At 69.1% G+C, this 22651-nt stretch carries 21 protein-coding genes; 12 read left to right on the plus strand and 9 right to left on the minus strand.

Translation table 11 applies throughout. The annotated features are described in order from the left end of the window. Window positions 1-8: 8 nt before the first annotated feature. Window positions 9-428, plus strand: coding sequence for a hypothetical protein (locus tag BLS95_RS08670; protein ID WP_245764927.1), 420 nt, complete (start codon window positions 9-11; stop codon window positions 426-428). Window positions 429-480: 52 nt separating this feature from the next. On the opposite strand, the gene BLS95_RS08675 is transcribed toward BLS95_RS08670, so the two are convergent. The 3 genes from BLS95_RS08675 to sucC form a co-directional block, all read right to left on the minus strand. Beyond that, complete coding sequence (locus BLS95_RS08675; RefSeq protein ID WP_090930350.1) at window positions 481-2112, minus strand: cell division protein PerM; 1632 nt, start codon at window positions 2110-2112, stop codon at window positions 481-483. A 310-nt stretch (window positions 2113-2422) separates the two neighbouring features. Next, the gene (gene sucD / locus BLS95_RS08680; RefSeq protein WP_090930351.1) at window positions 2423-3298 is read right to left on the minus strand and encodes a succinate--CoA ligase subunit alpha; all 876 of its coding nucleotides are present in this window, start codon (window positions 3296-3298) and stop codon (window positions 2423-2425) included. A 3-nt stretch (window positions 3299-3301) separates the two neighbouring features. After that, window positions 3302-4483: an ADP-forming succinate--CoA ligase subunit beta gene (gene sucC / locus BLS95_RS08685; RefSeq protein WP_090930352.1), complete on the minus strand. Its 1182-nt coding sequence runs from the start codon at window positions 4481-4483 to the stop codon at window positions 3302-3304. 364 nt (window positions 4484-4847) lie between these two features. On the opposite strand from sucC, the gene BLS95_RS08690 reads away from it, so the two are divergent. Both BLS95_RS08690 and BLS95_RS08695 read left to right on the plus strand, forming a co-directional pair. Continuing rightward, on the plus strand, window positions 4848-5663 hold the full coding sequence (locus tag BLS95_RS08690) for a hypothetical protein (RefSeq protein WP_143043638.1): 816 nt from the start codon (window positions 4848-4850) through the stop codon (window positions 5661-5663). Window positions 5664-5778: 115 nt separating this feature from the next. Beyond that, window positions 5779-6630, plus strand: coding sequence for a hypothetical protein (locus BLS95_RS08695; RefSeq protein ID WP_090930354.1), 852 nt, complete (start codon window positions 5779-5781; stop codon window positions 6628-6630). A 106-nt stretch (window positions 6631-6736) separates the two neighbouring features. Here the strand turns inward: BLS95_RS08695 and galE are convergent, their stop codons facing one another. Further along, complete coding sequence (gene galE, locus BLS95_RS08700; RefSeq protein WP_090930355.1) at window positions 6737-7717, minus strand: UDP-glucose 4-epimerase GalE; 981 nt, start codon at window positions 7715-7717, stop codon at window positions 6737-6739. A 9-nt stretch (window positions 7718-7726) separates the two neighbouring features. Next, the gene (locus tag BLS95_RS08705; RefSeq protein WP_218135653.1) at window positions 7727-8833 is read right to left on the minus strand and encodes an acyltransferase family protein; all 1107 of its coding nucleotides are present in this window, start codon (window positions 8831-8833) and stop codon (window positions 7727-7729) included. A 203-nt stretch (window positions 8834-9036) separates the two neighbouring features. On the opposite strand from BLS95_RS08705, the gene BLS95_RS08710 reads away from it, so the two are divergent. The 6 genes from BLS95_RS08710 to BLS95_RS08735 all read left to right on the plus strand — a co-directional run bounded on the left by BLS95_RS08710 (window position 9037) and on the right by BLS95_RS08735 (window position 13779). Continuing rightward, the gene (locus BLS95_RS08710) at window positions 9037-10488 is read left to right on the plus strand and encodes a glutamate-cysteine ligase family protein (RefSeq protein ID WP_245764928.1); all 1452 of its coding nucleotides are present in this window, start codon (window positions 9037-9039) and stop codon (window positions 10486-10488) included. A 5-nt stretch (window positions 10489-10493) separates the two neighbouring features. Continuing rightward, window positions 10494-11132: a neutral zinc metallopeptidase gene (locus BLS95_RS08715; RefSeq protein WP_245764929.1), complete on the plus strand. Its 639-nt coding sequence runs from the start codon at window positions 10494-10496 to the stop codon at window positions 11130-11132. Window positions 11133-11229: 97 nt separating this feature from the next. Beyond that, the gene (locus tag BLS95_RS08720; RefSeq protein ID WP_090930511.1) at window positions 11230-11487 is read left to right on the plus strand and encodes a WhiB family transcriptional regulator; all 258 of its coding nucleotides are present in this window, start codon (window positions 11230-11232) and stop codon (window positions 11485-11487) included. A 639-nt stretch (window positions 11488-12126) separates the two neighbouring features. After that, the gene (locus BLS95_RS08725; protein WP_090930358.1) at window positions 12127-12810 is read left to right on the plus strand and encodes a CPBP family intramembrane glutamic endopeptidase; all 684 of its coding nucleotides are present in this window, start codon (window positions 12127-12129) and stop codon (window positions 12808-12810) included. 343 nt (window positions 12811-13153) lie between these two features. Next, window positions 13154-13354, plus strand: coding sequence for a type II toxin-antitoxin system VapB family antitoxin (locus tag BLS95_RS08730; protein ID WP_090930359.1), 201 nt, complete (start codon window positions 13154-13156; stop codon window positions 13352-13354). Beyond that, window positions 13348-13779 (plus strand): PIN domain nuclease, encoded by a 432-nt coding sequence (locus tag BLS95_RS08735; protein ID WP_090930360.1) that lies wholly within the window; start codon window positions 13348-13350, stop codon window positions 13777-13779. The genes BLS95_RS08730 and BLS95_RS08735 overlap by 7 nt, the downstream gene beginning before the upstream one ends. 319 nt (window positions 13780-14098) lie before the next feature. Here BLS95_RS08735 and BLS95_RS08740 read toward each other — a convergent pair whose 3' ends face one another. Beyond that, window positions 14099-14818 carry a PIG-L deacetylase family protein gene (locus tag BLS95_RS08740; RefSeq protein WP_090930361.1) on the minus strand — a complete coding sequence of 240 codons (720 nt, stop codon included), beginning with the start codon at window positions 14816-14818 and terminating at the stop codon, window positions 14099-14101. Window positions 14819-14914: 96 nt separating this feature from the next. Here BLS95_RS08740 and pcrA point away from each other — a divergent pair, with 96 nt between their 5' ends. After that, entirely contained in the window at window positions 14915-17173 is a 2259-nt protein-coding gene (pcrA, locus tag BLS95_RS08745; RefSeq protein ID WP_425434705.1) for a DNA helicase PcrA, read from the plus strand. 424 nt (window positions 17174-17597) lie between these two features. On the opposite strand, the gene BLS95_RS08750 is transcribed toward pcrA, so the two are convergent. The 3 genes from BLS95_RS08750 to BLS95_RS08760 form a co-directional block, all read right to left on the minus strand. After that, window positions 17598-18590 carry a L,D-transpeptidase gene (locus BLS95_RS08750; RefSeq protein WP_143043639.1) on the minus strand — a complete coding sequence of 331 codons (993 nt, stop codon included), beginning with the start codon at window positions 18588-18590 and terminating at the stop codon, window positions 17598-17600. A 135-nt stretch (window positions 18591-18725) separates the two neighbouring features. Then, complete coding sequence (locus BLS95_RS08755; protein WP_090930363.1) at window positions 18726-19358, minus strand: response regulator; 633 nt, start codon at window positions 19356-19358, stop codon at window positions 18726-18728. After that, window positions 19355-20563: an ATP-binding protein gene (locus BLS95_RS08760; protein ID WP_090930364.1), complete on the minus strand. Its 1209-nt coding sequence runs from the start codon at window positions 20561-20563 to the stop codon at window positions 19355-19357. The genes BLS95_RS08755 and BLS95_RS08760 overlap by 4 nt, the downstream gene beginning before the upstream one ends. Window positions 20564-20676: 113 nt before the next feature. Between BLS95_RS08760 and BLS95_RS08765 the strand changes: the two genes are divergently transcribed. Both BLS95_RS08765 and BLS95_RS08770 read left to right on the plus strand, forming a co-directional pair. Next, entirely contained in the window at window positions 20677-22413 is a 1737-nt protein-coding gene (locus tag BLS95_RS08765) for a PspC domain-containing protein (protein WP_176993085.1), read from the plus strand. Next, window positions 22403-22606, plus strand: coding sequence for a hypothetical protein (locus BLS95_RS08770; RefSeq protein WP_090930366.1), 204 nt, complete (start codon window positions 22403-22405; stop codon window positions 22604-22606). Before BLS95_RS08765 ends, BLS95_RS08770 begins: the two co-directional genes overlap by 11 nt. The last annotated feature ends 45 nt before the right edge of the window (window positions 22607-22651 follow it).

Here is a 22651-nt window from a genome sequence, read left to right on the forward strand (position 1 = left end):
GAGGTCAGGTGTCCACACCGGTGAAGGCACCGGCAGGTCAGCAGCCCGCGGACTCAGCGGGTCGCCGAGCGATCTGGTTGTCCATCGCAGCGCTGGCCATGACGTTCATGTTGCCGCTCGCCGGCCTGGTCATGGCGCTGTTCGCGCTGATGGCCGGGATCCGGGCGCTGCCACTGCTGAAAGCCGAGGGCAGGCCCACAGGAGTGGCGGCCGGGGGCATCACCATTTCCTCGGTCGCGCTGGTGCTGTCCACCATGGCCGCCGGGATGCAGCTCTACCTGATGGACGAATACACCGCATATCAGGAGTGCTTGAAGGGCGCGGGCACGGTGTCGTCGCAGGGCGAGTGCTTCGTCCAGTTCCGCGACGCGGCCCAGCGCAAGCTTCCCGCCGACGTCCTCGACATGCTAGGCACCATGCAGTCGTGACCCCCTCGCTCCCGTCCGGGGCGCGCGCGTCGAGGGCGGGATCGAGGACTGGTCAGTCGCGGTCCCAGGCGTAGGGATCCACGTAGATCACGTGCCCGCCGCGGTCGTCCGACTCGTCCACGATGTCCTTGCGGGGTGGCCGGGCCGGTTCGGGGCGGGGCGGGCGGGGGCGGGCCTGGGCCAGCGTCTCCGCCTCCGCCGAGGCGTGCTCGTCCTGCCAGTCGTCCCTGATGACCGGGATCTCCTGGGTGTCGGCCTCGGTGGCGTCCATCCAGTGGCCGGGCAGCGGGCGCGGGTCCGACTCGGCCAGCCCCACCCTGCTCGCCGCCTTCGCGAGCGCGGCTCCCGCCTTGCGCACGGGGGCGGCCGCCTTGTCCAGCGGCGTACGGGCTCGTTTGTTGAGCAGCAGCAGGTTGGTCACGCCGGCGGAGATGCCCGCGGCGACCCCCACCTCCAGCGCCACCGACAGTGCCACCTCCCAGGGCGACGGCCCGACCGCCGCCAGCCGCCCGCCGCCGATGGGCCCGCCGGACAACGCCGCCAGCACCCCCGCCGCCAGCCCGGCCGCGACCCCGGTGAGGAACCCCCACAACGGCGCGGCCTCATACGACGGCGACGGCGAGATCCTGGCGACCATCACCCCGGCCACCGCCCCGGCGGCGAACGGCACCGCGATCACCGCCATCATCCACACCGGCACCGGCCCGCTCTCCGGCAGCGCCCCCAGCAGCGGCAGGCTCGGCACCGTGCCCAACTGCACGCCGGTGGGCGCGACCAGGGTGTCCGCACCGACGGCGAACCCGGGTCCGGCGATGTAGGAGAAGGCCCAGATGACGGCGTTCAGCAGGTAGAGCAGTTGCAGCAGCAACAGCAGCACCCCGCCCACGAACCCGGGCGCGAGCACCTCCGACAGCTCCTTGACCTGCCCGAAGTTCAGCACGACGGCGATCAGCACGAGCACCAGCCCGGCCACGAGCAGCACCGCCGTGGCGACGGCCGTACCCACGGTGAGGGCGCGCACCCGCTCGGGCAGCAGCCGCAGCATCGCCCGCCATGGCCCGATCGTGCGCGCCGTGGCCAGCGCGCCCGCCAGGAACGCCAGCACGAAGTGGCTGAGCAGCGCCTCGCCGATGAACGGCTGCGTGATCTCGTTGCTCGCGACGATCGCGATCAGCCCCGCCAGCATCGCGTACGGGGCCGCCAGCGAGACCCCGGCCTGCCCCACCAGGATGAGCTGCGCCCGGCGCCGGGCCTGGGCCTGCTCCTTGGGGCTGTTCTTCGGCAACCGGGCAGGCAGCCGGAGCCGCAGGTCGGCGTCGCGCGCCATCCATCGCCCGGCCCGGTAGAGCAGCACGGCGGGCAGGATCGTCAGCCCCAGCGGCAGCAGCCCGACCCGCCCGCCCGGAATGGCGAACCCGGCGTGGTGCGCGGCCAGCCAGAGCTGCGCCGCCGTACGGAACACGCCCGGCAGCCCCGTGCCCAGCGTGCCACGCGGCGCGGCGATCCAGCCGACCAGCGTCAGTGTGGTGAGCGCGGCCAAGCCGACGCCCAGGGTGAGAGCGGCGGCGAGCATGCCCGACACGGGCAGCGGCCGTCTCGACTCGTCGTCGTCGCTCGAACCCCCGGGCAGCTTGCCGAGCACAGACCGGGGGGCAGTACGCAACTGGTCGAGAATCGCCGTCACAGTAGGCGATTTTCTCAAGCTTTCCCGACCAGCGCTTGGTTGACGCGCCGCCGCCCCGCACTTTATGAATCTCGCTGTCTCTTCGGAACACGGGGTGACCGCCGCATCCGGCGGGACATGGGTCTACGAGTTCACCACGGACGCGGCCCACAGGGCGGCGTAACGGCGAAGTACCGCTGACCGGTTCAGCCGGCGTCTCCCTGGACAGAGCCCAGCTAGGGTCGGCGGGTGGGGAGACCCCGGCGCAGCGTACGAGAGGAAAAAAGGAAAAACCCCCGCGCGGAGAGACACGCGGGGGTTTCAGAACGGGTCAGCGGGACTGCATGATTTCGCGCATGAGCTGGGCCGTCTCGGAGGGGGTCTTGCCGACGCGGACGCCGACCTTCTCCAGGGCCTCCTTCTTGGCCTGGGCGGTCCCCGCGGAGCCCGACACGATGGCACCCGCGTGCCCCATCGTCTTGCCCTCGGGCGCGGTGAACCCCGCCACGTAGGCCACGACCGGCTTGGTGACGTGCTGCTCGATGTAGGCGGCGGCCCGCTCCTCGGCGTCGCCGCCGATCTCACCGATCATCACGATCGCGTCGGTGCCCGGGTCCTCCTGGAACGCCTTGAGCGCGTCGATGTGCGTGGTGCCGATGACGGGGTCGCCACCGATGCCCACGGCGGTCGAGAAGCCGAAGTCACGCAGCTCATACATCAGCTGGTAGGTGAGCGTGCCCGACTTGGAGACCAGGCCGATGCGGCCGGCGGTGGTGATGTCGGCGGGGATGATGCCGGCGTTGGAGGCGCCGGGAGAGGCGATGCCGGGGCAGTTCGGCCCGATGATGCGGGTCTTGTTGCCCTTCTCCACCGCATACGCCCAGAACTCGGTGGAGTCGTGCACCGGCACGCCCTCGGTGATCACGACGCAGAGCGGGATCTCGGCGTCGATGGCCTCCTTGACCGCGTCCTTGGTGAACGCCGGCGGCACGAACACGACCGACACGTCCGCGCCGGTCTGCTCGATGGCCTCCTTCACCGTCCCGAACACGGGCAGGCCCTCGTGCGTGGTGTTCGCCTTGCGGGCGTTGACGCCGCCGACGACGCGGGCGCCGGAGGCCAGCATGCGGCGGGTGTGCTTGGTGCCCTCACCACCGGTCATGCCCTGAACGATGATCTTGCTGTTCTCGGTCAGCCAGATAGCCATGAGTCACACACCTGCCGCAGCGAGCTCGGCGGCCCGCTTGGCCGCGTCGTCCATCGTGTCCACCAGCTCGACCCGCGGAAGCGCGGCGTCGGCCAAAATCTGCCGCCCGAGCAGGGCGTTGTTGCCGTCGAGGCGGACCACCAGCGGGTGGCGAACGGCCTCGCCCCGGCCCTCCAGCAACTTGAACGCCGACACGATGCCGTTGGCGACGGCGTCGCAGGCGGTGATGCCGCCGAAGACGTTCACGAAGATGGACTTGACGCTCGGGTCGGACAGGATGATCTCCAGACCCGCCGCCATGACCTCGGCGGACGCGCCGCCGCCGATGTCCAGGAAGTTCGCGGAGGACGGCTTGCCGGGGAACGCCTCGCCGGCGTAGGCCACCACGTCGAGGGTGGACATGACCAGGCCGGCGCCGTTGCCGATGATGCCGACGTTGCCGTCGAGCTTGACGTAGTTGAGGTCCTTCTCCTTGGCCGCGGCCTCCAGCGGGTCCTCGGCCGACTTGTCGGCGAGCGCCTCGTGGTCGGCCTGGCGGAAGGAGGCGTTGTCGTCGAGCGTGACCTTGCCGTCGAGGGCCTTCACCTGGCCGTCAGCCGACAGGATCATGGGGTTGACCTCGACGAGCGTGGCGTCCTCGTCGACGAAGCAGCACCAGAGCTTCTCGATGAGCTCGGCCGCGCCGTCGAGCGACTTCTCCGGCAGGCCGCCGGCCGCCGCGATCTCGCGGGCCGTGGCGCGGTCGACACCCGTCAGCGCCGAGACCGGGACCTTGGCCACCTTCTCGGGCGCGGTGTGGGCGACCTCTTCGATGTCCATGCCGCCGGCGGCGGAGCAGATCGCGAGGAACGTACGGTTGGCGCGGTCGAGCAGGAAGGAGAAGTAGTATTCCTCCGCGATCGCGCTGGCCTCCTCCACGAGCACTTTGTGCACCGTGTGGCCCTTGATGTCCATGCCCAGGATGGCCTCGGCCTTCGCGACGGCGTCGGCGGCGTCGTCGGCCACCTTCACGCCACCGGCCTTGCCTCGACCACCGGTCTTGACCTGGGCCTTGACGACAACGCGGCCGGTCAGCTCGGTGGCGGCCGACCGCACCTCCTCCACGGTGTGGGCGACGATGCCGCGCGGCACCGGGATGCCGTAGTCAGCGAAGAGCTCCTTCGCCTGATGTTCGAACAGGTCCACGAGGGTCCGTCCTCTTTCCTTGGTCGCTCGCCCTCGTCACTCGCGTCGTGGACTGCCGCGCTCGTCGGCCTTCCGCTCCGCTCGTTCTGTCGGGTTCGCTCCATGCTTTCCGACTGGTGTACGACGGCCCGGGCAACCCCCTGCGTGCCGGGCGTTTCCGCCAGTGAAGCCTAGCCCGAAGCTTGACCAACCCAGGTCATCGGGTCGTGGTTCTCCCACTCTGTGACGCTGATCTCACTTCTCTACCACGCCACTGCACGAAAAATGCACAGATTTGGCATCACTAGCCCCACTGGTCGATATACGGTCGTGATCTCCAATCGGCAGGCTTACCCTTCCTTGCCCTTAATGTAGAAGGAAATCCATGAAGCGAATTCTCGCGGGCGTGGCGCTGGCGGCTTCGGCCGCCCTCCTGACCGCCGTGCCGGCGCAGGCCGCGTCCGCCGATCCGGTCAAAGCGCTGCGCAAGCAGTTCGTGGCCGGGCACGGGGTGCGGATCTCGGAGACCGCTCGTAGTCTGCTGGGCGGAAAGCCCAATGGCACCACGACTACGACGGGCGTCTATGGGTTCGGCAAAACTGGAGTTGTCGCCGCGGATGTGCGTACTCGGGTGGTGGGCGGCGAATCCGACAAACTACCGGCGCCGCCGCGGGTCATCACCGTGGGTGACAGCACTTATGCCGAGGGCGGGCTGTTCAGCGAGAAACTGCCCGAGGGCAAGAAGTGGGTCCGGTACGCGATGGCGGGCGACCCGCGCTCGGGCAGCCAGCCGCTCGACGTCTTCGACCCCGAGGTGCTGAAGGCGCTCGTCTCGCAGGCCAAGAGCTCCAAGGGGGGCACGTACCGCGGCTCCATCGCCTTCGGCGCCCTGGGCAGGATCTACGGGGAGAAGGTCCACAAGGAGCTCAGCAAGGTCAGCATCGGCTACACGCTGGACCTGAACTCCAAGGGCCTGGTCACCCGGGTCCGCAGCGAATACTCGCTGGACTTCGGCCTGCTCGGTAAGACCACGTCCGTCGTCGACACCCGTTTCACGGGCTGGGGCAGCAAGGTCACGATCAAGGCTCCCGCCGCCGACACGGTCATCGACCTCGAAGAGATCGACGACAGCGGGACGGACGCCGAAGTCCTGCAGGAGATCCCCGGCAACTCCCTGAACTCGCTGGGCGGCATCCGCTAGCCCCGAGCTCCGCCGGGCTCCATCCCGAGGCCGTCACCCGGCCTCACCACCGAGGCCGCGTTTCCGGCTTCGGCGCAAGTGAGCAAGAACTTCCCTTCCAACAAAGGAAACGAACATGAAGCGCATCCTGACCGGCGTGGCGTTAGCCACCACGGCCGCCCTGGTGACCGCCACCCCCGCGCTCGCCGCGGCCCCCAAGGACCCGGTCGTGGCCGTCAAGAAGCAGCTCGTCCCCGGCAAGGGGGTGAAGTTCACCGAGCGCATCACCCAGATCGCCGGCCGCTCGCGCGAGATCGTGACGCGGAGCAGCGGCACCCTGCAGTTCAGCAAGACGGGACTCGCGGCCTCGGACATCAGCGGCAAGTTCAACTTCCCGGCGACCGACCAGGACGAGATCCCCGAGGGCGAGCTCGGGGACATGCTCAAGGCGATCACCGCGCCGGAGCGCACCATCAGGATCGGCACCACGTCCTACCTGTCCGGCGGCATCTGGGCGAGCATGTTGCCGGAGGGCAAGACCTGGTTCAAGGCGCCCAACGGCCCGCCCGCCGGCATCACCGGCGTCTTCGGCCAGCCCTTCAACGTGGCGGAGGTGGCCACACTCAAGACCCTGCTCAAGGGCGCCAAGCCCGTCAGCGGCGGCTACGCGGGCAAGATCAAGCGAGGCGACGCCTGGAAGGCCTCCCGCTGGATGCGCGCCTCCCTGCCCGTCAAGCCCTCCGCGAAGGAGGCGAAGGGCGTGATCTCCTGGCGGCTCACCGTGAACTCGGCGGGCCTGCCGACCCGGCTGGTGTCCACGTTCTCGCTCGGCGACGACGTCTCCGTGAGCGTGGACACGAGGTACACCGACTGGGGCTCCTCCGTGTCGATCAAGCCGCCGGCGGTGGGTGACACCTCGAGGGTGTTCTCGGACGGCAGCGACGAGGTCCCGCCGCTGGACACGCCGCTGCTCGGCCTGGGCGACTGACGGCACACCACCTTGTGAACCGAACCTCCGCGCTGCCGGAGGTTCGGTCCTGGTGAGCCCTCTCCCGTCCTACCGGGAGAGGGCTCCCTCTTCGGCGTCCTCCGGCTCAGTCGCCGAGCCGGGAGTCGCGCAGGGCCGCCCATTCGAGGGAGTGCCTGATGCCCTGCTCGACGGAGTGGCCGGCCTTCCAGTTGAGCAGCCTGCGGGCGCGGTCACTGCGGGTGTAGGCGCCGGCCACGTCGCCGGGGCGGGCGGGAGCCTCGACGACCTCGATCGGGCGGTCGACAACCCGGTTGAACGCCTCCACCAGTTCGCGCACGGTCGTGCCGGTGCCGGTGCCCAGGTTGATCACGTCGGTGTCCAGCGCGTCGAACCTGCGTAGGGCCGCCACGTGCGCGGTGGCCAGGTCCCAGACGTGGATGTAGTCGCGGATGCCGGAGCCGTCGCGGGTCGGGTAGCCGGTGCCGGTGATCTGGAAGGGCACGCGGTCCTCGTACGCCTCGATCATCTTGCCCAGGGCGTGGCTGGGACGGCGCAACTGCAGGCCGGTACGCATCTTGGGGTCGGCGCCGATCGGGTTGAAGTAGCGCAGCGAGAGGATCCTGATCGGGCGGCCGGCGGCGATGTCGGCGAACATGGCCTCGCACACCGCCTTGGTCCGCGCGTAGGGGCTCTGGGGAGCCAGCGGGGAGTCCTCGTCGACGGTGTGGTCGTCGCCCGCGCGGTAGATGGACGCGGAGGAGCTGAAGATCATCCGCTCGCAGCCGTTGCGGATCAGGTGGTCGACGAACTCAAGGCTCTTGGAGACGTTCGCACGGTAGTAGCCGACGGGGTCGGCCACGGAATCAGGCACGACGATGAGCGCGGCACAGTGAACGACAACCTCGATATCCGGATTTTCCCCGAATATCTTGTCAATCAATGGCCCGTCGCTGATATCTCCCTCATAGAACGTCCTTCCTTCGGCGAACTCCCGCCGCCCCGTCACGAGACTGTCGAGAATCACCGGCTCGATCCCGGCATCCAGGCACGCCGACGCGACCGTGCTCCCGATATATCCGGCCCCACCAGTAATCAACACACGCATCCCAGCACCTTAACTGCGCGCAGCCCTTTGAGCCCTCCTCACGACGGCTTCCGCGCTGAGGGCGTTCTTGAGGCGGGGGCCGAAGGGGCGCTCTATCAACCGGTGGATGGCCCAGGCGAGGAGCAGCATGACAAGCACGGTCAGAGCGAACGTGGCACGGGCGGAGAGCATCAGTTGTTGGTGGAGGACTTCGATGACCGCCCACCCGAGATGCTCGTGGATCAGGTAGAAGGGGTAGGTCAGGGCGCCGGCGACGGTCAGCCAGCGCCAGTTCGCCCGCTCCAGCCGGCCGAGGGCGACGGCCGCCACGGCGAGATAGCCGAGAGTGACGACCATAATGACGATCCACGCGGAGCGCTGGTGGAACGTTCCCGTGGCGGCCGGGCTCACCAGGGTTTCCACCGCCTGATACTGGCCCAGGCTCCAGCTGAAGATCACGATCGACCAGAGAGTGAGATCGCCGCCGAACCGGTGCACCAGGAACAGGGCCAGGCCGCCGATGAAGAAGGGGGCGTACTGGGGCATGACCACCTCATCCACGGCCGGCACGTTCATGGCGGCGGCCACGACGGCGGCGACCAGCCACAGCACGCAGAAGGTCACGCAGCGGAGGTAGGTCGCCCCCCGCCACACGATCAGGGCGAACAGCAGGTAGAAGCGTGCCTCCACCCACAGCGTCCAGCACACGCCGAGGACGCGGTCGGCGCCCATCGGCAGTTGGGCCATGGTGAGGTTGACCAGGACGTCCTGGATCGGCAGCGGATCGGCGATCACCGGGCGGACCACGAACGTCGCGGTCACCAGCAGGACGGCGCACCAGTAGGCCGGATACAGCCGGGCGACCCGGGAGGCGGCGAAATCCCGCAGGGGACGATCCCACGCGCTCATGCAGATGACGAAGCCGCTGATGACGAAGAAGATCTGCACGCCCAGGCAGCCGTAGGAGAAGGCGGCGTACAGGCTGGGGAACAGCTGCTTGGGAGAGGCGCCCCAGGCCTCCTGCACGGAGCCGCCCCGGCCGGCGTAGTGGTAGAGGCACACCATCAGCGCCGCGACCAGCCGCAACCCGTCAAGGGCCCGTAGCCGTCCCGCGGGCCGTCTTCCCCGCGGAGTCATGTCCGTCATCGGGTGGGCGGGGGCGGCTCTGTGCCGGGCTCTCACCATTCGCGTCCGTGCGTCGTCATCCACGCACTGATGACCCCCTCGGTGCCGCGAATGGTTGCTTCGCCACCGGCAATCGAGTTCCCTCCGCCCCGGACCGCCGGCTGCTCTGGTCTTGGGCGCTCTCGCGTGCGACATTTTCGGTTATGGGCAGGGACGTGCCAGTCGTCGTGTTCAGCCGGGACGACCGCCGCAAGTACCGCGAAAAGGTGCGGCGATGCCTCGACGTCTTCGCCCAGATGCTGCGCGAGTCCCGCTTCGAGCTCGAACGCCCCCTCGCCGGGCTGGAGATCGAGCTCAACATCGTGGACGCGCGCGGCGAGGCGGCCATGCGCAACGCCCAGGTGCTGGCCGCGATCGAGGAGCCGGACTGGGCGACGGAGCTGGGCCAGTTCAACATCGAGATCAACGTCGAACCCCAGGAACTGGGCGGCGACGGCGTCCTCCGCCTGGAGAACGACGTCCGCGACCGGCTCAACCACGCCGAGGAACGCGCACACTCGCAGGGCGGCCACCTGGTCCTGATCGGCATCCTGCCCACGCTGCGCGAACAGGACCTCGGCGAGGGCACGCTCTCCGCGAACCCCCGCTACCGCCTGCTCAACGAGCAGATCTTCGCGGCCCGCGGTGAGGACCTGCACCTGTGCATCGAAGGCGTCGAACGCCTCGACACGCACGCCGACAGCGTCGCTCCCGAGGCCGCCTGCACCAGCGTCCAACTGCACCTCCAGGTCAGCCCCGAGGCGTTCGCCTCCCACTGGAACGCGGCCCAGGCCATCGCGGGCGCCCAGGTCGCCGTGGCGGCCAACTCCCCGTACCTGTTCGGCAAGGAGTTGCACCGCGAGACCAGGATCGCGCTGTTCGAGCAGGCCACCGACACCCGTCCGGCGGAGCTGAAGACGCAGGGGGTGCGGCCGCGCGTGTGGTTCGGGGAGCGGTGGATCACGAGCGTTTTCGACCTGTTCGAGGAGAACGTCAGCTACTACCCCGCCCTGCTGCCCCTCTGCGAGCCCGAGGACCCGCGTTCGGAGCTCGAACAGGGCCGGATCCCCCACCTCCACGAGCTGACCCTGCACAACGGCACGATCTACCGGTGGAACCGGCCGGTCTACGCGGTGGTGAACGGAATGCCGCACCTGCGTGTGGAGAACCGCGTCCTGCCCGCCGGGCCCTCCGTGTCGGACATCGCGGCCAACGCCGCCTTCTACTACGGGCTGATGCGGAAGCTCCCGTACGCCGAGCGGCCGATCTGGAGCCAGATGTCGTTCCAGGCGGCGGAGGACAACCTGGGCGCCGCGGCCAGGCAGGGGCTGGAGGCCCGGCTGTACTGGCCGGGGATGGGCGAGGTGCCGGCCGCGGAGCTGATCCTGCGCCGCCTGCTGCCGCTGGCGCACGAGGGCCTGGCCGAATGGGGCGTGTCCGGGCCCGTCGCCGACCGGCTGCTCGCCATCATCGAGGGCCGCTGCCTCACCGGCCGTACGGGGGCGAGTTGGCAGGTGGAACGGGTGCGCGCGCACGGCGGGGAGCGGCACGAGGCGCTGCGTGCCATGACCGTCGACTACATCGAACGCATGCACAGCAACATGCCTGTGCACATTTGGGATATGTGAAGCCGGTGACCCGTGCCCTGATTCTCGCTCTCACCCTCCTGCTGGTCGCCTCCTGTGGCCTCGTCAGGCCGCCCTCCATGGACTCCCAGGGGGGTGACACGTTCGAGGACGACGTCCGTGGAGCGCGTACGCTGACGGAGGCCTTCTGGCAGCAGCAGTTCGCGCAGTCGGGGCGGACTTATCGCCCTGTTTCCGATTTCATCGCCTACTCGGGCGACTCCGGCCCGAGCTGCGGCAACCAGCCCGCCGTCCCGAACAACGCCTTCTACTGCCCCCTCGGCCATTTCATCGCCTACGACCAGACGTGGATGGATTCGCTGTGGAACGAGATGGGGGACGGTTCGGTCTATCTGATCATCCCGCACGAGTTCGGGCACGCCATCCAGGCCCAGCTCCAGACCGACTTCCAACTGAACATACAGATGGAGCTCCAGGCTGACTGCTACGCGGGCGGCACCCTGTCGGCCCTGGTCAGCTCCGGAGCGCTGGGGGCGGAACCGGGCGACGAGGGCGAGCTGTTCGCCAGCCTGGAGGCCGCCGGAGACCCCACGGACGACTGGCTGAACCCTGCCGCCCACGGCACCGCCGAACAGCGCCAGCAGTTCTTCGTCAAGGGCTTCCGGAACGGGGTCGGCTCCTGCTGACGTGGCAGTGGCAGGCGCATATCGAACCTGGGGATGTATACCAAGGTCAACCCATAGGATGATGTGCGCGATCACGCCGACGTTCTACCTTGGATCCATGTCATTGGAGGAGATCGGCTGGCTGCGCCGGGGCGCATGCAAATCCAGCGACCCTGACCTCTTCTTCCCGCTCGCCCCCACCCCCATGCAGGAGGCCCGGGCCAAGGCAGTGTGCGCGAGCTGCCAGGTCATCCAGGAGTGCCGCGCATACGCATTACGCTCAGGCGAGTCGGAGGGCATCTGGGGCGGCCTCACCCCGGAAGAACGCCGCCGCAGCCGCTTCCCCACCAACTGGCGCCGCCCCGCCGCCTCCTGACGCCCACACCCCAACCCGTCCGGCATACGCCAGCTCGCCACGCCTTGCCGCAAGGCGCAAAGGCAAGCCGACGGAACGAAACGTCGGGACAACACCGGGGGAAGCCGCGAAACGCCGGAATCGGCGGAACCGGCCAAAGTGGCGAAAGCGGCGAACTTGGCACCGCCTATCACGCGCGCGTGAGACCGCCACGAGCCTCACACGGCAGCCCGCCGTGCACGGAGAACCCTCATACGCGGAGCCCGCCACACCCGGCAGCCTCTCGGCACCGTGACCAGGCCACACGTGGCGGGCCCACCGTGGGCCCGCCGGCCACCAAGCGCCGTGAGCCCACCACGCGCCGGCCACGAGCTGCTGTGGGGTCGCCCCGCGCCATGGGCCTCCAGGCACCGTGGGGCCACCACGCGCCGTGAGGCCGCCACGCGCCATGGGGCTACCACGCGCCGTGAGGCCGCCACGCGCCACACCACGCGCCATGGGGCCACCATGCGCCGTGGGGCCAGCTCCAGGCACCGTGAGGCCCGCCCTGGGGTCAGCTGTGGGCGGGGCGGCGTCAGGCGGCAGCGTCGGATGGGCGCTGCCGATGATGGTTCGGCCGAGAGGGGGCCCGCGAGGCGGCGAGCGACGTAGCCTGCAAGGGTGCTGCTTCGCTCGATCGCCGTTCTTGCCGCCGCCAACGTCATGAACAACAAGGTCGCACCTCGGCTGGGACCCGTGACGTCCGTCGCCGCGACGGCCGCTCTCGTGGCGATGGCCCGGAGGTCCGGCCTGTCATGGGAGGAGATCGGCTTCGAGCACGGCCGCCGTGGGGCGATCGCGGGAGGCGCCTTAGCGGCTGCCGTGGCCGCCGTCTACACGGTCGGCATCTCCCACCCGCGCACCAAGCCGCTCTTCCACGACGAGCGCGCCCTGTCGCTCTCGCGCGCCCGGGTGCTGGAGGAGGCCCTGGTCCAGGTTCCGCTGGGCACGGTCCTGCTGGAGGAGGTCGGTTTCAGAGGAGCCCTGTACGCCATGGTGCGCCAGCGGCGCGGCACGGTGGCCGCGACGGCGATCTCCTCGACCCTGTTCGGCCTCTGGCACATCCTTCCCGCCATCGACATGGCCCGTGCCAACCCGGCCCTCGGCGCCCTGACAGCAGGCGAGTCCCCTGGCCACCTGGACACCGCCAGGGTGGTGGCGGGCAGCGTGGTGTCCACGACGGCGGCCGGCGTGCTGTTCTGCGAGCTGCGCCGTCGCGGCGGCCTCCTGGCCCCGGCCATGCTGCACCTCGCCACCAACTCGTTCGGCTACCTCTTCGCCCGCATCGCCGCCAAACGCAAGTAAGCACTCCCCGGCGGCGAGGACTGACTCCCCGATGGGATGTCAAGTACCGCCAGCCAGGCCGCCATCGCCGCTGGTATGAGGCATTCGCCCTATGCCGGATGGGTTTTCGCCACGCAGCGTGAGCATGCCGCCTTGAGCCGGGCGGATCATCGACAGCCCAGGAGCGAAAGATTTCACACCTCGGTTGAGGATTCTTTACCGATCATTGGACCGTTCCGAAACACTCTCACCTCGCTGCCCTAACGTCTGCCGGGAGCGCTTCGCGAGATCGGTTCATCATGCGAAGCGCGTATATCAAGATCACCAACTCTGATATATCGTGGAGGTACGGAGGGGATGTTGTATGCGTACAGTTATCGACATCGACAAGGATCTCCTGGAGCTCGCTCAGCACGAACTGGGGACGTCGACCATGAAAGAGACCGTCAACGCTGCCCTCAAGGAGATCGCCGAGAGGGCCAAGCGGCGCGAAGCCTTCGAGTACTGGCGTACCCGGGACAATACCGACCTCCTGGATTCGGACATCCAAAGGCATGCGTGGTAGCCACGGGCGTGGTCTACCTCATCGACAAGAGCGCGCTGGCGCGCATGCCGCACCCGACGGTCCACCAGGCACTCGAACCGCTCATGCTCGACAAGCAGCTGGCCATCTGCGAGGTCACGCAACTCGAGGTCCTCTTCAGCGCACGCGATCCCGAGGGCTACGAGCGGGACCTCTACCACCTGCGCGAGGACTTCCGTCTCCTGTCCACCCAGGGCAGGGAGGTGGGTGCCCGAGCCGTGGACGTTCAGGCGATGCTCGCGCGCAAGTCACGTCACCGGGCGGTCGGAGCCAACGATCTGCTGGTCGCGGCCTGTGCCGAGGTGCACGGGGCGACGATCCTGCACTATGACCGCGACTTCGACATCATCTCCGAGGTCACGGGGCAACCGTCGCTCTGGGTGGTCCCGCCTGGATCCGTGCCCTGAGCCCGAGCCTCGATGATCGACCTCCATGGCCGCGCCCCATGGAGGCGTCCCGTTGCCGCGTCCCAGGGCCAGGTGGCCGCGTCCCAGGGCCATGCGCCTGAGAGTCTCGTGTCCTGAGGCCGGCGAGCCTCCGGGGCCGTGTCGGGGGCCACCCAAGGTCCTGTGCTCCAAGCGGACGAACGTGCCCCGCTTGGGCCGGGCGTCCACCCGGGCCTGGGCAGGGCGCGCCTCCGGGGCCGGTCCCGGGAGCACGGGCTGGGGTCGGGGCGAAAGTGCGGTCGGGAGAGTGGGATGAGGGTTCGGGAAGTGGGGCTGGGGGTCAGGCTGTGGTGACGACCTGGAAGCCCTCCGCGTAGTGGCCCTCGTCGAGGCCGGCCTGTTCGGCCCAGGCGGCGAAGCGGGACTTCACGAAGTCGAGGAAGCCTTCCACGTGGGAGATCTGGCTGCCATGCGACTGCAGGGCCGCGAGCTTGCGGTCCATGGCCTCCGTGATGTCCACCCAGTGGTTGGGGGTCGAGCCGCCGTTCAGCCACACCTCCCGTACGGTCCACGCCTCCAGGCCCTCGTCCTTGACCAGTTCGGGGAACGCGTAGGGGTTACGGGCGTCCGGGTAGACCGCGTCGAGGGCGGCGCCGCCCACCGCTCGGTGGTCGGGGTGGCTGGGGGCGACGTGCTGGTAGTTGCGATCCGGATGGTGGGTGATGACCAGGTCGGGACGTACCTGGCGGATCACTCTGGCGATGTCGCGGCGCAGGTCGAGCGAGACCGTCACCTGACCGTCCGGATAGCCCAGGAAGCGTACGTCCGTGACGCCGACCGCCTTGGCGGCGGCCAGTTGTTCGGTCCGGCGGAGCTCGGCCATGCCGGAATTGTCCAGGGTGCGCTCGTTACCGCCCGCGTCGCCGTCCGTGACCAGCAGGTAGGTGACCTCCACCCCCTTGTCGACGAACAACGCCACGCTCCCCGCCGAACCGAAATCGACGTCGTCCGGGTGGGCTGTCACGACGAGAACCCGGTTGATCTCGGTTTCCGGCAGCATGGTTCCCCTTTCCTGAACTTTGCTTTCAGCACAACCTCCGCACCGACGACGGCATTCCGGGCGCCGACTGTCGGTGGGGCGTCTTAACCTAGGTAGGTGCCGACCCAAGTCTCTGTAGACCACCCCCTGCTCGACGGTCTCAACCCGCAGCAGCGCGAGGCCGTGATCCATCACGGCAGTCCGCTGCTCATCGTGGCCGGGGCGGGATCAGGCAAGACGCGGGTGCTGACCCATCGCATCGCCTACCTGCTGGCCGAGCGCAAGGTGCATCCGGGCGAGATCCTGGCGATCACCTTCACCAACAAGGCCGCCCGCGAGATGAAGGAGCGCATCGACAAGCTGGTCGGGCCGCGTTCCAAGGCGATGTGGGTGATGACGTTCCACAGCGCGTGCATGCGCATCCTGCGGCGGGAGGCCAAGCGGCTGGGGTTCCCGTCCAGCTTCTCGATCTACGATCAGGCCGACTCGCAGCGGCTCATGGCGATGGTCTGCCGGGAGATGGACCTCGATCCGAAGCGCTATCCGCCGCGCTCGTTCTCGGCCCAGGTCAGCAACTTCAAGAACGAGCTGATCGACTACGAGACCGCGATCGACAAGGCGGGCTCGCATCTGGAGAAGACGCTCGCGCAGGCGTACAAGGCCTATCAGCTCAAGCTGACCGAGGCCGGCGCGATGGACTTCGACGACATCATCATGAACACGGTGACGTTGTTCCAGCTCTTCCCCGAGGTGGCCGAGCACTACCGGATGCGGTTCAGGCACGTGCTGGTCGACGAATACCAGGACACCAACCACGCCCAATACATCCTGATCAGAGAGCTCGTCGGGCATCCGGAGCTGCGCACGACCGACGGCGACGTGGTGCGGGCGGGGGCCGACCAGTCGGAGCTCTGCGTGGTGGGCGACGCCGACCAGTCGATCTACGCGTTCCGGGGCGCGACGATCCGCAACATCCTGGAGTTCGAGCGGGACTACCCGGACGCCCGGACCATCCTGCTGGAGCAGAACTACCGCTCCACTCAGAACATCCTGGCCGCCGCCAACGCCGTGATCGCCCGCAACGAGTCGCGCAAGCCCAAGAACCTCTGGTCCGACCAGGGCGACGGCGCCAAGATCGTCGGCTACGTCGCCGACAACGAGCACGACGAGGCCATGTTCGTGGCCCAGGAGGTCGATCGGCTCAGCGACGAGGAGGACGTCAAGGCGGGCGACGTCGCGGTGTTCTACCGGACCAACGCCGCTTCCCGGGTGTTCGAGGAGATCTTCATCCGCACCGGGCTGCCCTACAAGGTCGTCGGCGGCGTGCGGTTCTACGAGCGCAGAGAGGTCAAGGACCTGCTGGCCTACCTGCGCGTGCTCGCCAACCCGGCCGACGTGGTGTCGCTGCGGCGCATCCTCAACGTGCCCAAGCGCGGCATCGGCGAGCGGGCCGAGGCGATGATCGAGGCGCTGTCGTCGCGCGAGCGCATCTCGTTCTGGGACGCGTTGCGGCGGGCCGACGAGGCGCACGGGATGGCCACGCGCTCGCTCAATGCCGTACGCGAGTTCGTCGCGCTGCTGGAGGAGCTGATCGACAAGGCGGCGGGCATGCCGCCGTCCGCGCTGGCCGAGGAGGTGCTGGTGGCCACCGGCTACCGTGCCGAGCTGGAGGCCTCCGAGGATCCACAGGACGAGTCCCGGCTGGAAAACCTCAACGAGCTGATCTCCGTGGCGTCCGAGTTCGAGGAGGCCAATCCGGAGGGGACGCTGGTGGAGTTCCTGGAGCAGGTCTCGCTCGTGGCCGACGCCGACCAGATTCCCGACCAGGACGGCGGGCAGGGGGTCGTCACGCTGATGACCCTGCACACGGCCAAGGGGCTGGAGTTCCCCGTGGTGTTCCTGACGGCCATGGAGGACGGTGTGTTCCCGCACATCCGCTCGCTCGGGGAGCCGAAGGAGCTGGAGGAGGAGCGGCGGCTGGCCTATGTCGGGATCACCCGGGCCCAGCAGCGGCTCTACATCACCCGGGCGGCCGTGCGCAGCTCGTGGGGGGCACCCTCGTTCAATCCCGCCTCGCGCTTCGTGAACGAGGTGCCGGGCAAGCTCATCGACTGGCGTACCGATCCGGAGAAGTCCGCCTGGAGTGCCGCGACGCGACGGGAGCCCGCGCCGCGTGCGGCCGCCGCTCCGAAGGCGGCCGGCGGGCGCACTGTGCCCTCGCTGACGCCCGGGGACCGGGTCACGCACGACGCGTTCGGGCTGGGCACGGTGGTGTCCGTGGACGGGGTCGCGGAGAAGACCAAGGTCAAGATCGACTTCGGTAGTGGCGGGGAGAAGACGCTACTGCTGGCCTACGCCCCACTCGAAAAGCTCTGACGACCGAGCCGTTGGCAGCCCGACCGTGCCCGGTTTAGCTCGCGCCGTGCCCGCTTAGCCCGGCCCGTGCCCGGTTAGGCCGTGGCGTGTCGGGTTGGGTCGGGCCGGGTTGGGTCGGGCCGGGTTGGGCCGGTGCCCGATGGGACGCTCTGATTGCGCTGCTGGCGGCTGTGCCCCGCTGAAGAGGCTCCGGGCCTGGCCCGATTCGCCGAGGTGCCCCGGTTCTCCGAGGCGGTTGGGTGAAGGGCTGCCGAATCGCCCCGCCGTGCAAGCGGGCACAGGCGCGGAGTGGGCGCGGGCGCGGAACAAGCGTGGGCGTGGCGCAGGCGCGGGCGCGGAGCGGGCACGGGCGCGGAACAAGTGCGGGCGTGGGGTGGGGTGGGGCCGCCCCCTCCAGGACGAGGGCGGCCCCGCGTTAGGGAGGTCAGCTCTTGAGTGCGCTGCCCTTCTTCCACTCGGTCCAGTTGAGCTGCCAGTAGCTCCAGCCGTTGGTCCAGTCCAGCTTGCGCTTGGTGCCGGTGATCTTGACGACGTCACCGCGCTGGGCGATGCCGTAGAACCACTTGGCGCCAGCCGGGGTGGCCCGTACGCAGCCGTGGCTCATGTTGGAGCGGCCCAGGTACTGGTAGTAGCCGGCGCTCTGGTGGACGTACTCGCCGCTGTCGGAGATGCGGACCGCCCAGGGGATCTGCTCCTTGTAGTAGCGCGGGTCCTTGGGATCCGTCACGCCCATCCAGCCGGAGGTCATGGTCTCCATGGCCTTCTTGCCCATGGTGAGGTGCACGCCGCTGGTGGTGAGGAAGACGTCCACGCCGTTCTTGACCATGCCGCCGCTGCCGGCGCTGATCGGGATCTTCTTGGCGATCTTGCCGTCGCGGTAGACCTTCATCTGGTGCTTGCGGGTGTCGACGACGGAGATGTTGGAGGTGCCGACGGCGAAGCGGCGGGAGACGTCCTTGCCGCCGGTGTTGCCGGGTAGTTGTGACAGGCGCGCGGTGAAGAGGACCTTCTGGTGGGGCTTCCAGTACGTCTTCGTCCGGTAGATGACCTTGCGTGCCGACACCCACCGCCAGGCGCCCTCGACCGGCTTGTCCGCCTGCACGTCCAGCAGGGCCTCCACGTCGGCCCTGGCCTTGACGTCACGATCGAACGTGACGATGATCGGGAAGCCCACGCCGACCTTCTCGGTCTTCTCCCCCATCGGGGTGATGTCGGCGATCTTGAGCGTGACCTTCTTCGCCGGGGCACTGGGGACGGGCGTCGCCGGGGGCGTGGTGGCCGGCGCCGCGACGCCGGCCGCGGCGACCGCCCGGGCCGGGGCGGCTGAACTCAGGGGTACGGGGGCGGTCTCCGCCGCGCAGGCCGTCATGGCGACCAGCGCGACCAGGGCAGGCAGCATCCGTGGGACGCGGTTCAAGGGGGTTACTCCTGGGCTATGTATTTATCTCCTTAGAGTTTGACAATGGGGATCATCCTTTTGTCGGCGCAGAAGGGATAACGTTCCCGTAACGTTCCAAATACGCCCAGTACCCCCTGATCCAGGGGAGTCGTACTAGACCAGGCGGCGGGCCGTGGCCCAGCGGGACAGCTCGTGCCGGTTGGAGAGCTGGAGCTTGCGCAAGACCGACGACACGTGCGTCTCCACGGTCTTGACGGAGATGAAGAGCTCCTTGGCGATCTCCTTGTACGCGTAGCCGCGCGCGATCAGCCGCAGCACCTCCCGCTCCCGCTGCGTCAGCGAGTCGAGCTCCGGGTCGATCGACGGCGCCTCCGACGAGGCGAACGCGTCCAGCACGAATCCCGCCAGCCGCGGCGAGAAGACCGCGTCCCCCTCGGCCACCCGGCGGATGGCGTCGGTCAGCTCCTTGCCACTGATGTTCTTGGTCACGTAGCCGCGGGCACCGCCCCTGATCACGCCGATCACGTCCTCGGCGGCGTCGGAGACCGACAGCGCCAGGAAGCGGACCTGGGAGCCCGCGCCCAGCACCCGGCGCAGCACCTCCTGGCCGCCGCCCCCAGGCATGTGCACGTCCAGCAGGACCACGTCGGGCCGGTGCTCGGCGATCGCCTTGACGGCCGTCTCCACGTCCTCGGCCTCGCCCACCACCTCGATCGAGTCGCCCAGCTCAGCGCGTACGCCGGAGCGGAACAGCCGGTGGTCGTCGACGATCAGTACGCGGGTCATGCCTTCTCCACTTTCATGGTCAACATCACTTCCGTGCCCTCACCGGGCGAGGTACGCACCCTGGCCACGCCTCCGTGACGCTCCATCCGCCCGATGATGGACTCACGGATCCCCATCCTGTCGAGCGGCACCGTCTCAAGGTCGAAGCCCTTGCCCCGATCCTTCACGAAAATCGTGATCTCTTCACCCTCAACTTCGGCGTACACGGAAATGGACGGACTCTCAGAGTATTTGGCCGCGTTGACCATCGCCTGCCTGGCCGCCTTCAGGGTGGCGCCCAGCTTGCCCGCCGAGTCCAGGGCGATGTCCCCGACGCAGACGACCTCGATCGGGACGCCGTGCGCGTCCTCCTCCTCGGCCGCGATCCTGCGTACGGCGGCCGCCAGCGTCGCGTCGGCGTCCTGGGCCGGCTGGTAGAGCCAGTTGCGCAGCTCGCGTTCCTGGGAGCGGGCCAGGCGGGCGACCTCGCGCGGGTCGTGCGCGACGCGCTGGATCAACGTGAGCGTGTGCAGCACCGAGTCGTGCACCATGGCGGCCACCTCCGCCCGCTCCTCCTGCCTGATGCGCTCGCGCCGCTCCAGCTGCAGTTCCTTCCACAGCCCGGCGAGCCAGGGCGCGGCGATGACCGCCAGGCCGCCCACCACCACGATCGTGAACACCAGGCCGGGCCGGGCCTGGTCGAGCTCGCCCTGGGCGGCCAGGAACCCGATCGCGCCGATGACGACGAGGACGACGCCGATCAGCGTGCGGACGCGGTTCTTCCTGATGCTGAGCGTCGCGCCGCTCATCCAGCTCTTGCGGCGTTCCGGGTCGGCCTGCTGCCAGAGGATCAGCGCGCCGATTCCGCCGACAGCGAACGGCAGCATGCCGATCCCGCCCTTCGACGCACCCGTCAGCCAGCCGAACGCGAGCAACGCCATGCCGACCGCGCTGAACGCGGCAAGCTGGCTCCAGTCCCGCTGCGGCGGCTGTCCCGCGTACGGCTGCCGCGGCGTGACCATCCACAACACCGCGTACGCCACGACGCCCACGCCGTCGACGACACTGAGCAGCACGAACATCAGCCTGATCACCACGGGATCAAGCGAGAGCTGCGCCGCCAGCCCTTGAGCCACGCCTCCGAGCAGGCGGCCCTCCATGGGGCGCGTCATCCGGCGATAGGGCAGGTCGCCGGTGGGCTCGGCAAGAGTCTTCTGGTCAGCCATAACATGGCCATAGTCACACGTGCAGGACGTCTCGGGCATCAGGGAACGACCCCCGGGTCAGGTCAGGGGTCTCCCGGATGCGGACCCGTCGCCCCCCGGTCCACCATGGTTGTATGACAGAAGCTCCGCCCAGGCAACCGGCCGCTCCCCCCAGAGCTCTGAGACGCAGTGACGAGGGACGCATCCTCACGGGCGTCTGCGCCGGGCTCGGGCGGCGCACCGGCATCGATCCCGTGGTGTTCCGCGTCGGCTTCGGCGTGCTCCTGCTCGGCTCCGGAATCGGGCTGTTCCTCTACATAGCTGCCTTCCTGCTGATGAAGGACCCGAGCGGCAAGCCGGGGATCATCGAGCTCTGGACCCGCCGGGACTTCGACGACGAGACCGTGATGGCGCTGCTGACGGCGGTGCTGGGCTTCGGGCTGGCGATCAACCTGGCGACGGTGTGGATCGACTCCGGCACGCTCGTGGTGGGCGTGACCCTGGCCGTGTCGCTGCTCGCCGCGCACGCGAGCGGGGTGGATCTGCGTGCGCTGGTGCGGTCGCTGCCGGAGCGCCTGATGCGGAGAAGGGACGAGGACCCGCTGGCCGCCGCCTTCGCGCAGCCGCCGTCCTCGGTCCGGCAGGACGCCCCCGCACCCTCAATGCGGGTGAACTCTCCCGCACCGCCGATGCCACCGAACTCTCCCACGGCCCCGGTGCCGCCCAACGCCCCTACGCCGCCGGTGCCGCCCAACGCCCCTGAGCCGCCGGTCCGGCCCGTGCCCACGCCCGCAGCCACCCCGGAACCGGTCCCGGCCGCAGAGACGGCTGCCGAAGCCACGGAGCCGGCCGCCGAAGACTCGGAGACGGCTGCGGAACTGGCCGCCGCGGCCGAGGCGATCATGGCTCAGCATGCGGCCGAGGCGGTCACGGCTCAGCACCAGGCCGAGACGACCACGGCCCGGCACGAGGCCGAGGCGGTGTCGGCCCAGAATGCGGCCGAGGCGTCCGAACGCGCCGACGCGGCCGCAGCCGCCCAGGCCGACGCGGTGACCGCACAGCACGACGTCCCGCCCTCGTACCCGCCACCCCCGTACCGCCCCCAGCCGAAGACCGCCGTCGACTACACCCCCTACGGCCGGCCCTTCGCGCCGAACGGCCCCTACCAGCCACTGGATCCGGCCAGGAGAGCGGGCTACTCCCCGTACGACCCCATCTACTACGATCGCCCGTTCCCCAGGACGGAGCGCCGGCGGCGGCCGCGGTCGTTCATCGGCGTCATCACCATCCTGCTGGCATTCATCATTGGAGGCATCGTCATGGCGGTCCAGGCCAGGTCGGCCGCCGGAGTGAGCCCGACCATCGTCGGCGGGGCCATGCTCATCACCATCGGCGCCGGTCTGCTGGTCGCCGCCTGGTGGGGCCGCGGCGCGGGGCTGGTGGCCGCGGCCACCACGATCGCGCTGCTGGTGGCCGTGGGGCTGATGCTCGGCGGCGTGCCGGCCAACGTCGGGCAGTCCGAGTGGACCCCGACCACCGTCAAGGAGGCGAACGCCCGCTACGACGTCGGGGTCGGCGACGGCCGGCTGGACCTGTCGGAACTGGAGCTGACACCGGGGACGAGCGTGACGTTCAACGCCTCCGTCACCGTGGGCGAGCTGGTGGTGATCGTGCCACCGACGGCCAGGGTGGAGGTGCACGCCACCAACAAGGTCGGCGACATCAAGCTCGACCAGTCCCTCAAGGGCGGCGTGGACGTACGGCTGGACCGGGTGCTGGAGCCCGAGCTCAAGCCCGACGAGGAGGTCTCCACCATCGTGCTCCACCTGAAGGGCGGCATGGGCGACATGGAGGTGCGGCGTGCCGCGTGACGTCGAGCGGGCGCGCCGCCTGCACAGGACGGACTGGATGGCCCTGCTCAGTGGCGTGCTCTTCATCGTTCTGGGCATATTGGTTGTGACACGAGCGATCACGGATTGGCTGGTCCTGGGCGGCGTGACGGTGCTGGGGCTGGCCTTCGCGGGGTTGGTGGCGATCATCGCGAGGGCAGTCCGGGGCAAGTAACCCTTGACCGGGAAAAACACGGGCGTAGGTTCGGGTGTGTCCGCC

The sequence above is a fragment of the Nonomuraea jiangxiensis genome (assembly GCF_900099965.1).
Lineage (GTDB): Bacteria > Actinomycetota > Actinomycetes > Streptosporangiales > Streptosporangiaceae > Nonomuraea > Nonomuraea jiangxiensis.

Coding starts and splice junctions, on each gene's coding strand:
- BLS95_RS08720 (WP_090930511.1), top strand. CDS start 11,230: ATGTCATTGGAGGAGATCGGCTGGCTGCGCCGGGGCGCATGCAAATCC.
- BLS95_RS08695 (WP_090930354.1), top strand. CDS start 5,779: ATGAAGCGCATCCTGACCGGCGTGGCGTTAGCCACCACGGCCGCCCTG.
- BLS95_RS08690 (WP_143043638.1), top strand. CDS start 4,848: ATGAAGCGAATTCTCGCGGGCGTGGCGCTGGCGGCTTCGGCCGCCCTC.
- galE (WP_090930355.1), bottom strand. CDS start 7,717: ATGCGTGTGTTGATTACTGGTGGGGCCGGATATATCGGGAGCACGGTC.
- sucD (WP_090930351.1), bottom strand. CDS start 3,298: ATGGCTATCTGGCTGACCGAGAACAGCAAGATCATCGTTCAGGGCATG.
- BLS95_RS08730 (WP_090930359.1), top strand. CDS start 13,154: ATGCGTACAGTTATCGACATCGACAAGGATCTCCTGGAGCTCGCTCAG.
- BLS95_RS08755 (WP_090930363.1), bottom strand. CDS start 19,358: ATGACCCGCGTACTGATCGTCGACGACCACCGGCTGTTCCGCTCCGGC.
- BLS95_RS08705 (WP_218135653.1), bottom strand. CDS start 8,833: ATGACTCCGCGGGGAAGACGGCCCGCGGGACGGCTACGGGCCCTTGAC.
- BLS95_RS08760 (WP_090930364.1), bottom strand. CDS start 20,563: ATGGCTGACCAGAAGACTCTTGCCGAGCCCACCGGCGACCTGCCCTAT.
- BLS95_RS08765 (WP_176993085.1), top strand. CDS start 20,677: ATGACAGAAGCTCCGCCCAGGCAACCGGCCGCTCCCCCCAGAGCTCTG.
- BLS95_RS08740 (WP_090930361.1), bottom strand. CDS start 14,818: ATGCTGCCGGAAACCGAGATCAACCGGGTTCTCGTCGTGACAGCCCAC.